Source organism: Parasalinivibrio latis, assembly GCF_036825535.1.
Classification (GTDB): Bacteria; Pseudomonadota; Gammaproteobacteria; order Enterobacterales; family Vibrionaceae; genus Parasalinivibrio; species Parasalinivibrio latis.
Genome location: NZ_CP098813.1, coordinates 1,333,579 through 1,346,360, shown reverse-complemented (window position 1 = coordinate 1,346,360; position 12,782 = coordinate 1,333,579). Strand labels below are relative to the sequence as shown.

Annotated in this window: 9 protein-coding genes; all 9 read left to right on the top strand. The window is 38.8% G+C overall.

Going from position 1 to position 12,782, the window contains the following annotated elements:
• The first annotated feature begins 539 nt into the window (after window positions 1–539).
• The 9 genes from NF212_RS23130 to NF212_RS23090 all read left to right on the top strand — a co-directional run bounded on the left by NF212_RS23130 (window position 540) and on the right by NF212_RS23090 (window position 12,752).
• Complete coding sequence (locus NF212_RS23130) at window positions 540–3,401, top strand: M4 family metallopeptidase (protein ID WP_434361285.1); 2,862 nt, start codon at window positions 540–542, stop codon at window positions 3,399–3,401.
• Between the two features lie 179 nt (window positions 3,402–3,580).
• On the top strand, window positions 3,581–4,171 hold the full coding sequence (locus NF212_RS23125; RefSeq protein WP_434361284.1) for a LemA family protein: 591 nt from the start codon (window positions 3,581–3,583) through the stop codon (window positions 4,169–4,171).
• Window positions 4,171–6,042 carry a M48 family metallopeptidase gene (locus tag NF212_RS23120; protein WP_434361283.1) on the top strand — a complete coding sequence of 624 codons (1,872 nt, stop codon included), beginning with the start codon at window positions 4,171–4,173 and terminating at the stop codon, window positions 6,040–6,042. The genes NF212_RS23125 and NF212_RS23120 overlap by 1 nt, the downstream gene beginning before the upstream one ends.
• Window positions 6,043–7,187: 1,145 nt before the next feature.
• Window positions 7,188–7,748, top strand: a complete 561-nt coding sequence (locus NF212_RS23115; RefSeq protein WP_434361282.1) for a hypothetical protein — start codon at window positions 7,188–7,190, stop codon at window positions 7,746–7,748.
• A 518-nt stretch (window positions 7,749–8,266) separates the two neighbouring features.
• Entirely contained in the window at window positions 8,267–9,370 is a 1,104-nt protein-coding gene (locus NF212_RS23110; RefSeq protein ID WP_434361281.1) for an SEL1-like repeat protein, read from the top strand.
• A 26-nt stretch (window positions 9,371–9,396) separates the two neighbouring features.
• Window positions 9,397–9,999: a hypothetical protein gene (locus NF212_RS23105; RefSeq protein ID WP_434361280.1), complete on the top strand. Its 603-nt coding sequence runs from the start codon at window positions 9,397–9,399 to the stop codon at window positions 9,997–9,999.
• Window positions 10,000–11,222: 1,223 nt separating this feature from the next.
• Complete coding sequence (locus tag NF212_RS23100; RefSeq protein ID WP_434361279.1) at window positions 11,223–11,492, top strand: RHS repeat domain-containing protein; 270 nt, start codon at window positions 11,223–11,225, stop codon at window positions 11,490–11,492.
• 431 nt (window positions 11,493–11,923) lie between these two features.
• Window positions 11,924–12,283 carry a hypothetical protein gene (locus tag NF212_RS23095; protein ID WP_434361278.1) on the top strand — a complete coding sequence of 120 codons (360 nt, stop codon included), beginning with the start codon at window positions 11,924–11,926 and terminating at the stop codon, window positions 12,281–12,283.
• Window positions 12,284–12,305: 22 nt separating this feature from the next.
• Window positions 12,306–12,752, top strand: coding sequence for a hypothetical protein (locus NF212_RS23090; RefSeq protein WP_434361277.1), 447 nt, complete (start codon window positions 12,306–12,308; stop codon window positions 12,750–12,752).
• Window positions 12,753–12,782: the final 30 nt, after the last annotated feature.

Genomic DNA, 12,782 nt, shown 5'->3' with positions numbered 1-12,782 from the left:
AGCACGAGGTGTATTTTAAACTTTATGACAATCTAAAAGTTCCCAAACAACCAACTTTTGGACATCAACCAATTCAAACATATGGGTTTAATTTTTCGACATTTAGAACAACAAGTTAGACCACAGAATCAAATACCTCAATGTTATCGACTCTCTTAAAAATAAGGCAGCAAACAATCAAAAAGGCAAAAAGACGCCCAAACAACCCACTTATTCAAAATTAGACAACACAATCACTACATAACTCGATTTTATTCATTCAAGAATTAATTCGTTAAAAATATAAAAATTTCAAATTCACATTCATGAACCCAAATTCACAGATACAAGTACAGATACACATAGTCATTCCTATGTCTCTTAACTAAAACAATTTCCAAAAACAAAAACACTGCGTAGTTAAAAACTTCCATCGAAATAAAAATTTAATGTAATTTTTTCAAACAACCATATAGACGAGCAACTCATGAGCCTCTATTGTATTTACCGTTAATATTCAGTGCTTTATTAGCATAACTAATTATATATAAGGCATACTAATGATCAAATACACAAATTATCCCGTGCTAATTATCTCTCTATTTTCTTCACTGTGCTTTGGGATAGAGACCCAAGCTTTGCTGAACCAGAAACACCTATGGAGTAATTTGAACAGCCTCATCGACATTCAGAAACATTCATACTCAATAGAAAAAACAACAAGCAAAAACATATCGTTGAAGCATGTAAAGACCATCCATGGGAATCCCTCTTTTGAGCACTATGAAACCTATATTTCCGGAATCCCATTAATAGATGGAAACGTCGTAATCGCAAGGAGTGAAGATAGGGGGATTATCCAGGCGATGGGGAATTATCTTTCAGATGCACTTATTGACGACACATCATTATTCAATTTCTCTAATTTAGAAAACTCAAAAGAAAAAATAAAAAGCGTACTCAGAGAAGATTTTTCCTATTTTTTATCAGATATTCAGAATGCATTTCTTATTGACCAAAATACATTACAACCTGTCTTCCGTGTAGATGTTAAAGGCTCGCCAAGAGATAGCACTTTAAGTACGCGAATGGAATACATTTTCCATGCGGAAACGCTGGAAATCATTAAAAAGAGTGACGAGTTAGACAGAAGTCCTCAGTTGGTAACTGGTGGTGGTATCGGAGGTAACGAAAAACTAGGGCAAGTGTGCTACTCCCCTTCACCAGACAGCATGACAAACTGTAAAGCGTACCGATTTGAGAACACTTCCCCAGCCCCAAACGAGATTGTTTTTGCCGATCCCAACAGCACCATATTTTCAGCCTTCGGTGGCTACCCTTATGTCGTTACCAAAAATGGGAATACTTGTCATCTGGATAACCCCTACGTAGAAACTATTGAAAATACTCGTTCTAATCAAAACAATAATACGCCTTATGCATATCCTTGTTCAGCCAACGCCGAATTATATGAACCCTCAAATATCAATGACAGCTACTATGATTTTTTCAGTTATTCGGCCTTAAACGATGCACATTTTCACGGCGGAGTGGTTATGCAAATGTACCACAAATATCTGCGAGAACTTTTCCCCGCCCAAACTGTAGACTGTGACCCTAACGGCTTTTGCCTTAAAAAACTCAAGCAACGAACGAATGCCCTCAACATAATGGGGGGGCAATTGAGTAATGCGTACTGGAATGACGATGCTGTTCACTATGGAAATGGTCAAATTTCTTTAGACTTTTACATACACACAACACTCGATATAGTTGGCCACGAGGTTGGCCATGCAGTTACGTTTTGGAACAGTGGGTTAGCTTCAAAAGGCTACCCCGGTGCAATTAATGAAGGCTTTTCTGATATCAGTGCTCTCGCCGTCGAGGACTACTTCGAAAGATATATGACCGGTGGTTTTAAACATTCTCAGTTCTATCAGGACAAACGACGAGATGGTGATCCTCGGTATCAAAAAAATCGTCGTTGGTGGCACGGTTGGGACGTTTGGGTACCCTACAATGAGGCCCCGCGTTATTTCGAAGTGCCTTCCTGGGATGCTAAAAGTATTGATGACGCTCGGGATTACTCCCCCGGCAAAGGCCCTCATTCCAACGGCGGTGCGCTGAGGAAGTTTTTCTATAAACTGGTAAAGGAACATAATTGGTCTGTCGAGCAGGCATTTAAACTGGTACTGCGCGCCAACGTTACTTGTTGGACGGTCAACACCGATTTTGACACCGCAGGTGCCTGTTTCTTGCTTCAGGCAAATGCACTGGCAAACCCGAACATTCCCAACCACGCCGAAACACTCAAACAACAGATCGATTCGGCTCTTCACGCTGTCGGCATCTTCGCGCCGTCAACCGGTATTTCAACCCTGTCATTTGCCAGCGAAATACAATATGACACTGTTGGGTTTGGTGTTTCATCATTAAACCTAGATGACATGGACTCGTTTGAGTTGCATTGGGAAGGTTTGTCTTCCGAGTACTGGGAATCAACCTCAGGGTTGCCAGCTTATCCGCAGATTTACCGAATCAAAAACTTCTCACCCCGGGAAATGGTGAAATTAAAGTTAATCGCAAATATGCGTGATGGAAGAAAACTAGAAGGATATCGGACATACTTCAGCCGGGGTAAAACACTGCGGTGCGAACCGACAAGAAACGTTCCCATCATTCACACTGATTCACTTATCGTATCCGGAACCGATGTTCCTCTCTCCAACACTGATTACCAGAAAATCGAAACGTCTATTTCCACATCCGCAAGAACCCTGAATATTGAAATAGCCAACAATGCTGTGGGAACCAATGCAAACTTCCTTGTAGACGTCGATCGAAACGGTTTTCTGACTGATAATGAATGGTTGATTAAAGATCAGCCCATTAATAGTCCACAGCTTACACTGGCTTTACCAAACGATTTAAAAAGCGGCCCTATATTTATTCGTCTCGCATTGGCCAGCAGTTATTCCTTGAGTTCTGAGTGCGGTCATACAAGGGAAGGCCAAATTATCGATTTGGTCATTCATATTGAAGACATACCACAGACATACTCGGCAGATTTTTCACATTCGATAAGTACCGGAAACACTGTAACTTTTTTCCACAACCTACAGACCCCGCCAAACACCGGCGTAGAAGACATCAATCACTGGTGGGAATTTGGTGATGGCAAGACTTCGCACAAAGCAAACCCCACCTACAACTATGGGTCTGCCGGAGCCTTTACGGTTCGTCACGCTGTCTACAAAGATAATATCAAAGTCAGCGAGCGGACTAAGTCCGTCAATGCTGGCTTGACAACACCCACACCACCATCCTCAGGTTCAGGAGGCGGCGGAGGTGGTTCTGCAGCGTCACTGCTGGTTTTGTTGATTGGGGTGGTGTTGGTGAGAAGAAGAAAAGCCAGTGATTAACGTCAAAATAGCAAACATCATTCCGTATTCATCCTCACGCCTATCTTGCTCAGGAACCCAACTTACATCGAAAAATATGCACGCAACCCCGTGAGCAACACGGCACTTATTGCACTAATACCACAAACAACCAAGAATACCTGTCAATGGATCGTCACTTCTTTGGAAAGGGAAACCGTATGACTGCCCTGCTCGTATTTGTTGGTATCGCTGTTCTTGTACTTCTTTATGCTATTTCCATATACAACCGACTTGTTACCCTGCGCAATCAGTTCAAAAACAGCTTTGCGCAGATTGAAGTTCAGCTTAAACGCCGATATGACCTTATCCCTAACCTTGTGGAAACCGTTAAGGGATACATGGAGCATGAAAAAGAAACCTATGAACGGGTTATCCAGGCGAGGAACCAGGCGATTTCAGGTTTAAAAACCGCGAGTGAACATCCTGAAAGTGCCGATGCTATTAGCCAGCTTGCAATGGCGGAATCCCAGCTTCAAGGTGCGCTGGGCAGGCTCAGTGTGGTGGTTGAAGCCTACCCGGAACTGAAGGCCAACGAGACAATGGAAAACCTGCAGGAAGAGCTGACCAGTACAGAAAACAGGGTTTCATTTGCCCGTCAGGCATTCAATGATTCAGTCACAACTTACAACACATACAAGCAAACCTTTCCGCCGGTATTTTTTTCCAACATGTTTAATTTCACTGATGGAAAGCTGCTGGAATTCGCTGACAGTGAAGCCATTCAGGAAGCGCCCAAGGTCACTTTCTGATGAATTTTTTCGCCCATCAGGAAAAAGCCCGCAAAAGAACCGGGTTACTGGTCATGCTGTTCTTTCTTGCAGTGGTTGCTATCAGTGTCATTTTGAGCCTAATCGTCGGAGCAGTATCACTACACTACTCCGAAAACTACGTTGATGAAGCGCAACTGCTTCAGTACAGCTTATTATGTTTTGCCGGCGTTTCACTGGTTGTATTTTGTGCAATGCTGATCCGCCTTAGTGAGCTCGCCAGAAGTGGTGGCACCGCAATCGCAACAAAACTTGGCGGGAGGCTGGTATCTTCAAACAGTCAGGATCCAAAACAACGTCAGTTACTCAATGTTGTCGAAGAAATGGCAATTGCATCAGGAATGCCTGTTCCGCCCGTATACCTGCTGGAAAATGAACCGGGTATCAATGCGTTCGCAGCGGGGATGGGTGTAGATGACGCAGTTGTTGGAATCACACAGGGTGCGCTCGATGCCTTCAACAGGGATGAACTCCAGGGTGTAATAGCCCATGAGTTCAGCCATATATTAAACGGTGACATGCGCATTAATACGCGTTTGATGGCGTATTTATTTGGCATCATGTTCCTAGGGCAGATAGGTGCCTTTGTTCTTGAGATGTCCTCCTCCAGTTCACGCCGTTCCAGATCTTCTGATTCCAAAGGGGCGGCGGCGATTATGCTTATTGGACTGGCATTCTTAATAGTTGGCTGGATAGGCACATTCTTCGGTTCCATGATAAAGGCCGCCATTTCCCGGCAGAGAGAATTTCTGGCCGATGCCAGCGCCGTGCAGTTCACCCGTAACGACCAAGGCATTCTGGGGGCGTTACTCAAAATTGGAGCCAGCGCATCCAAGTCCCTGTTGTATTCAAACTCCGCCAAAGAAGCCAGCCATATGATGTTTGGTCAGTGTCAGGCCGTTGGCCTAAACAACTTGTTTGCCACGCATCCCCCTTTGGAAGCTAGAATTCGGCGAATTCAACCGGGCAGGGATGGGACATTTGGTGCAGGGACTGCACATGCAAACCATTCAACGGTTTCATCCTTTGGTGGAGCAACGCGGTCATTTGCAGGCAGCAGCTATGTACCTCTGGATTCGGTTATTGAAGGGGCAATGCCCCCAACACAGATAGGTACGTATGGCGAACGTGTAATTTCCCAAATCCCTATTGAACTGGCTGCGCTTGCCCGTGACCCATTCAGCGCCAGGTTTATCCCTATCCTGCTCATCTTTGACGGCAGTGAAGCACAACGCGAAATTATTACGGAATACCTTGGTTCGGCAGCACAGGAAAAAAAGAATAGCTGGCTCGACTTTGCAGTGCCCCCTCAAACCCGGTTGGCACTGCTTGAGTTGGCGACGCCTGCTCTAAAATCACTCAGCGACACCCAGAAAAACCAATTACTTGATGTTCTGGAAACCCTTTCCCGTAGCGACAATCGTTATTCACTTGCGGAGTGGAGTGTTATCAGCCTGACCGAGAAATTGCTTTGGTCATTCCCGCTTTACACAAAGCAAAATAAGACCCTTCGCGACATCCAAGACAGCGCAACGTGGGTATTGAATCAACTGGCTCGAGTTTGCCACTCTGATGACAACAATGCGGAACTGGCTTTTTCACGGGCGAAGGCACATCTTGATATTGGGGAAGCAAAGCTTCTCAACCAAAAAGAAGACTGGAATTCGACTAAAGCTGCACTTCAGCAAATGGTGCAACTTAAACCTTTGCATAAGGAACGTTTTCTTGAGGCCTGCCGATATGCTATTGAGAGTGATGGGAAAATATCAGTTGATGAAGCAGAGCTATATCGGGTTATTGCTTGCTTTCTCGAAGTACCGATTTCGCCATTACTCCCGGATGACAAACTTTAGGTAGGTACTGGATTCTGGGCGATCTAACCTACGCAGCAGCCAAACTCATCGTGTTGCTGCCCTCATCAAACTTAACAAGTGGCTACCGCAATTAAAACAGGCAGTCAGTTGTTGATGATGTTCATATAAAAATCATGTTGTTCAATATGATTTTTCTTTCATACTGCGATATCTCATATTGAAATGAATCATTTTCAAACACTATCTTTTCCAAAGTCCTCTGTTAAAACTGACATCTGGTGTGACATTTACTTCCTCACAGATGCAACTTATTACATAGTGTCGTTTAACTACGATCGGCGGTAGCGTGTCCGAAATCAAAACCTAATGAACACAAGCACATTAAAACATCCAATATTAAGCATCATTGCTCCTCTGTGACACAGTGTACACATTATTGCCTATATAGTTGCGGTGCGTGGAATTATGACTGTGCTCCTCACACCTATTATATCTACATTTATGAACAGCTATTTAGTTGAGATTAGTAGATTAAAGCACACTAAAGTTTGTGCTATTTATGATAACAGAAAGCGATTTACCCCTAAATCGGTTAAAAGTGACTGTGTTAATTTTGCATGTTAAAAAGAACGATGATTATTAATGCCACAGTAATTTTGTTGTCAATTTGCTCCATCATCTGCATGTTAGGTGACTTTTATTACACTAATAAGTACCTTTCCAACCTTTACAATCCTTGTTTCAATACTTATCTCAGAAAGTCTATTCCATATATTACTTTTGGTTTACCATTTTAATGATTGTTATTTATTACCATTGATTTTGTCTGCAAATAATATCCTAAAATTTATTGGGTAACACGTGCAGCCATAGAAACACAAGAAATATTAAAAATTATCCTTTAACTGCTTTAAAGTTCACTGAAATACAATCGTACAGGACATTTCAGCTAAACGAGCGATAAGTTTAGTAATTTTCCTTGATAGATTGCGACTCATTCTTACGAATGTAAAAAATTTCGTTTGACTTCGATAATGGTTTATATTTCTTAGATAATTAGGAATTCATAGCTACAAAGTTAATCTAACAATTCTCAGCCATATAAAGTATCATTATTTATAAATTAATATTGATATAATCGAAAATCAAACTTTTTATCAGTACTTTCCCTTTTTGAGTTGTTTATGAAAATAGCGCATTCTCTGATTTTATATACACTTCTTTCATTTAGCTCCAACGCGAATGAAGTTACCCTTGAGAGTAGTAATTTAACTAAACATTTCTACGCCTGTATTGAGCCAATAAATAGTGTTTGCATCAAAAATATAGTATTTGATGAAGGGAAGACATTTGTGATTTTTTCTTATGATAATACCAACGACGAAAATGATTGGGTTAAAGCCGAATGGACTGGTGCTATTCTAAATCAATTAGATGTGCTTCTTTTAATACTGAACCCGAAAGCTGACTTAATTACATCTAAAAGAATTGAGCATCCAACACTAAATTTAAATGGATATAAACAGGAAGATATAATTGTAGGAATAGAAGCAATTATAAACAATAAACGCTACGTTGGATTTAGTGAATTCATTGGTTTTGAAATACCAGAAATTAAAAATAGCGTCTCAGAGAAAAAACTTAGTGTCATTCAATACTACAAACATGTTAAACACCTAAAGAATCTAGTAAACGATAGTAAGCTTAACAGAGAAAACAGAGATATGGACATCTTTAGAAATTGATAAAAAATATTTTCATCAGTGCGCTACTGTTCAATTCAGCGTGAACAAGATAACCTACCCAAAGGCCTTCAGCCTGCGCCTGTATTCACCCAGCAAAATATTTTCTAAGTTTTTCTGTGTGGCCTGTCTTCGTAGGGTGTTCAGACCTATACTATGTCTCGAACTTGCTCAAGTGACTCGTACAAACAGCTACTTCTTGAGCCATTCGCAATGCTGGTAGTTTCAGTCAACCTTAACTCCTCAACATTATATTCGGTTATATATCGGTTATATTATTCCAATTTTTAAGCTGTTCACATCATTAAGTCAATTAAGTGCTCGCTCATGTATCTACTATCACTGATGCGCTACAAGATAGAACTAGAAAATTCAAATAACACGTTTGGTGTAAATTTAAATGATGATAAAACCTCAGACAATATATCTTCGTTATCACACAATGTTAGTTGAATTATAATAGACAATTGCACATTACATTAGTACAGTTGAACCAATAATTGAAAGGTTATTAATTTAATATGAACATCAAAAGCTATTATCTTTTGATAATTGTCCTGCTAGCACAAATACCAAATGGTTACCCTAGTCAAGTTAGTACTGAATCATCTCTGATTCAAGATATCGCTGAGTTGACTGAGTTAGCGGATGACGGTGATAGCTATGCTCAATTTGAACTTGGATTATTATACTTGCATAACCCACATCTTGATAACTCACAAAAAAAAGCATTTGACTGGATTAAAAAGTCATCAAATGCGAACATAACAATATCAGAGACTCAGCTGGGAATTTTTTATGAAGAAGGTATCGGTACAGTAAAAAACATCGAGTTAGCTCTAAAGTATTATACAAATGCTGCAAATAAAGGTAATTCAATAGCTCAAAATAGACTAGGCGGTCTGTATTTCCAAGGTCGCAGCATAGAGAAAAACCTCGACAAGTCATTCTATTGGTTTAAACAAGCTCATGAGAACGGGAGTATATACGGCTCTGAGAATCTCGCCATGTCTTATGACTATGGTTTTGGAACTAAGGAAGACAAAGAAAAAGCAATCTACCTATATAAGATTGCGTCAGACCAGGGTCTTATTAAGTCAATGGTAAGACTAGGTGATTTTCATTTGGAAGGTTGGGGTACGGACAAAAATTTAACAAAAGGCACGGAGATGTATTATCGAGCATCAAACTTAGGTAGTGCTCTAGCCTCATTTAAGCTTGCTGTTATGCACCGTGAAGGAATATTAAAAAATAAAGATACCACAGAATATATAAGGCTCCTTAAAAAATCGGCAATGCTTGGTTTTTCAGAAGCTCAATATGAATTAGCAACATATTATTTTCTAAAAAATCATCATAAAAAGTCTGTACCTAACGCAATACATTGGTATAAATTAGCAGCAAATCAGGGGCACGGATATTCCGCTTATTCACTCTCCTTAATTTTATTAAACCAAGGGGAGACTGAACAAGGGCTAGAATACATGAAAAAATCTGAAAGAAACGGCATCAATAAGGCAAAGTGTTTTAATCAGCATATCAAGGAAAAGGACATATCGCAGTCTGAAATAAATATCAAAGACATTGAATTGATACTTAAAGAGTGTAACAGTGAAAAGGAATAACATATAAATGAATTAGAGTTAATTAAATGATTAATATATTGTTTTTTACCCTTTTTTCCGGTATTCAAGCAGCAGATATACAATCTATGGTTTGTGAACCGGAAAATCTGACATATTATTACGAACAAATTGAATCAAAAACTGAAAGTAATGAGATTGAGGCCTATTATATGTATTCTGAATTTGTCAAGTGCTTATATAATTCTCAGGATGTAAATCAACTCGAGAAAATATTAACTTCCAAAACTGCAGATGATGAATTTTCGCTTACAATGCAAATTCAGATTATTAAAAGAATCAGGAATATTGATAATAATATCGTTCGCGTTAATGGCATCAACTTTGAAGATTTCATATTAACAAACTCAAGCAATAGTAAGATTGTGACTTCAGCAAGTATTTTAGCCTTGTCTACATTTAAAACTGAACGATCAATGGAATTCTTAAAAAATGTTATAACATCAGAGAGTTATGGCGAGTCAAATAAAGAGATTGAAATTATATCCCTATATAGAATTGACTACAAATTAGCAAATGAATTCCTATCCAATGATGCAAAAACACACATTTCTGGTAGACTTTGTTATATATCCAAAAAATATGATTCGATGATAGTTTGTCGAGAGTAAATGATAAAAGCGAATTTTCACTAATATGCCAACATAGTCGAACTCTTGGCAGGTGATAGCCACAAAAATGTCAATGTCCTTAGTAACAGTCCTTGCAGCGAAAGATCGAATAATAGGTTTAGTAATTGCGGTTTGATTACTTACAACCCATTTCTTCAGATAGAAAAAATTTCATTTAACATCGGTGCCATATTTTATTTCTTACAAGTGTTTAATTCTGTCTATTAAAACAGATTCGTCAACCTTCCAATTTTTATGCATAGATAGCTGAATAATATAGAGACCTATTTTTATAGAAGTGAGTATTGAAGTTATTTGTACTCTCTAATTCATTAAAATCACAGAAATACTAGACTATGTTAATAGAATCAATTGGAATGAAAAGATCTTTTCTTCTTTTATTACTGTTTATACCTTTCAGATTCTGTCACGGACAAAATGTCAAGAACATTGAGGTGAAATATCTGAATGACAATTACAGCTGCAATATTATAGTCGACTCAAATATACCTTGCTACGTCAATACCACTTATTTTGAAGAGTATGAGTTACACTTATCTAACTGGTTATATAATAGCGAATCCGCAACATATGAAACAGCCAAAGAATGGTTAAAGGTTCTTTTATTAATGCAAAACCCTATTGCTTTAGATATTGCAATGAAAAATAAAAATGAGAAAAATGAAATCGTTCTACCAATAACTGAGTTTGACACAAGAAATATAGTAATTGGTTTGCAATCTAATATCAACAATGATAATTACTCGGGGTTTTCCAGAGTAAAACTGTACAATGTAGAATATAAGATAATCATAAATTTAGAAAAAACCAATTTATCGCCGTTAGAAAAACTAACGTCTCTTTGCAACATAATTTTGAATAAATATAGTTTACTGGAAATGGATGATATAAATTTAGTCTGTAACTTCAGAAACACAAAAAACTGAAATATACAATATTCCAACAGAGCTCATAGGAGTTATTAATGGTGATTAAATAGCTTTAAATGAGCATTTTGACAAAGAAGAACTTCAACATTTTATATTATTTTTAAAGCTATACTTGAAGAGAGTTTTATCGCAACCGGGGAGACACAGTACAAACACTTCATCTATGCTGACGGAAAACTGATCGCGCTCAACACCCAAACCAAAGACAGCGAAGACAAACTGCTGACCAAGCAAATCCGTTATCTGCACTATGGTGCCCTTAACTCTGCAGACATGATTACAGATGGTTACGGCAATATTGTTGAACGCCGCAGTTACGACGTGTGGGGTAAAGAGCGCACGGTTATCTGGAACAACTCCGCCAGCGGTGCTAGCCACCATCACCAACCGTGGTTATACGGCCACGACAAGATTGAGGAAGTTAGCCTGGTACATATGAATGGCCGCGTTTATTACCAGGCGATAGGCCGGTTTATTAGTGCAGATCCGTTAGTTCAAGCTCCTTTCGTTACCAATAGCTTTAACCGGTATGCCTATGTTTAGAATAATCCACTCAAGTACGTTGACCCTAGAGGATTTGAGATAAATCAGAAATGGCAAGACACAATCAACCCCTCGGATAAACAGCAAGGCTTTGATTACAACGATGACAAATACGATTGGGGTAGTGGTCGAAGAAATGACAACGGGACTACTCACCACAGAAAAGCCGATGATTTGTATGAAACAGGCAGTTGGTTAGATGGAGATCTTTGGACCAATGATAGGGTTGGTTCAACTCGAGAAGAAATCTATTGGGGATTAGGATTAAATACAGTAGTCCCTCAAGGAGAGATGATTAGTGCACTCCATGAAAAATATTTGATGTAAACGGTAAACTCAAGATAGGTGTTAGTGCTAAAGATATACTACGATTTCAAAATGCCCTCGTCTCGGGAGCAAAGATTACTGGGAATAAAGCGGAGGGTTGTGAATTGGCCGTAAGCGTTGTCACAGGAATTGACATTGATGGTATAAAGTCCATTAGAGATATCAATTGGGATGATTTATCAGAGGCCTCTGCGGCACTATCCATTGCAAGTAAAATGGTTGGGAACAATAGATTAGCGGCAATAGCAGGAAGCACTTCACTGTTTACTTCTTTAGTCAGTTCATCTCTAGATAATTATAATGATAAGAAGAATGGTACTCTGACTTCAGAAAGTTTTGCAGATGTAACAAGTACTTTCGTTACCGAGCTAGTAACAAAAAGACTACCAAGTGATAAAATTGGAATCGGTGCCAAAATAGTGATTAATTCTATTAATCTCGGAATCGATCTCTCGAGTGATTAACGACTAAAACAGGATTAAATAAATGCGAAACCTCATAATTGGACTTTCACTCCTTTTTTTAACTGTGAAATGGGTTTCCATATTTGATACCAATATTATTCCAATCGATAGAGATGACTTTGTTCCTTTACAAATAACATCTTCCATCATTTTGTCAATATTGTTTTTTTTATTGTTTAGAAAATCTGAGATTCATATCCTCTCACAAATGAAAGGAGAGCCTGTTTCGAATGATCATTACACTGCGCCAATAGTAGAAACAAAAACAATCTATTTTATTTTAATTACATTTTTTGGCAGTTACCCACCTTTATTAATGGTGAATTCACTATCAAATGAAATCACAGAAGAGACTTTAAAATATGATATAGAAAGAAAAAAATTTCATAAAAAAGATAGTATCGAAGATGGTATTGAATACGACGTTAAAATAGGAATACTAGGTATAAAGTTTATAGAGACAAATTAACATCTTACAGTAAACCCCAATAATATAATC

What these genes read in the sequence shown, in the direction of transcription:
- NF212_RS23120 (WP_434361283.1), top strand. Translation starts at nt 4,171, where the DNA reads ATGAATTTTTTCGCCCATCAGGAAAAAGCCCGCAAAAGAACCGGGTTA.
- NF212_RS23130 (WP_434361285.1), top strand. Translation starts at nt 540, where the DNA reads ATGATCAAATACACAAATTATCCCGTGCTAATTATCTCTCTATTTTCT.
- NF212_RS23125 (WP_434361284.1), top strand. Translation starts at nt 3,581, where the DNA reads ATGACTGCCCTGCTCGTATTTGTTGGTATCGCTGTTCTTGTACTTCTT.
- NF212_RS23110 (WP_434361281.1), top strand. Translation starts at nt 8,267, where the DNA reads ATGAACATCAAAAGCTATTATCTTTTGATAATTGTCCTGCTAGCACAA.
- NF212_RS23115 (WP_434361282.1), top strand. Translation starts at nt 7,188, where the DNA reads ATGAAAATAGCGCATTCTCTGATTTTATATACACTTCTTTCATTTAGC.
- NF212_RS23105 (WP_434361280.1), top strand. Translation starts at nt 9,397, where the DNA reads ATGATTAATATATTGTTTTTTACCCTTTTTTCCGGTATTCAAGCAGCA.
- NF212_RS23100 (WP_434361279.1), top strand. Translation starts at nt 11,223, where the DNA reads ATGATTACAGATGGTTACGGCAATATTGTTGAACGCCGCAGTTACGAC.
- NF212_RS23090 (WP_434361277.1), top strand. Translation starts at nt 12,306, where the DNA reads ATGCGAAACCTCATAATTGGACTTTCACTCCTTTTTTTAACTGTGAAA.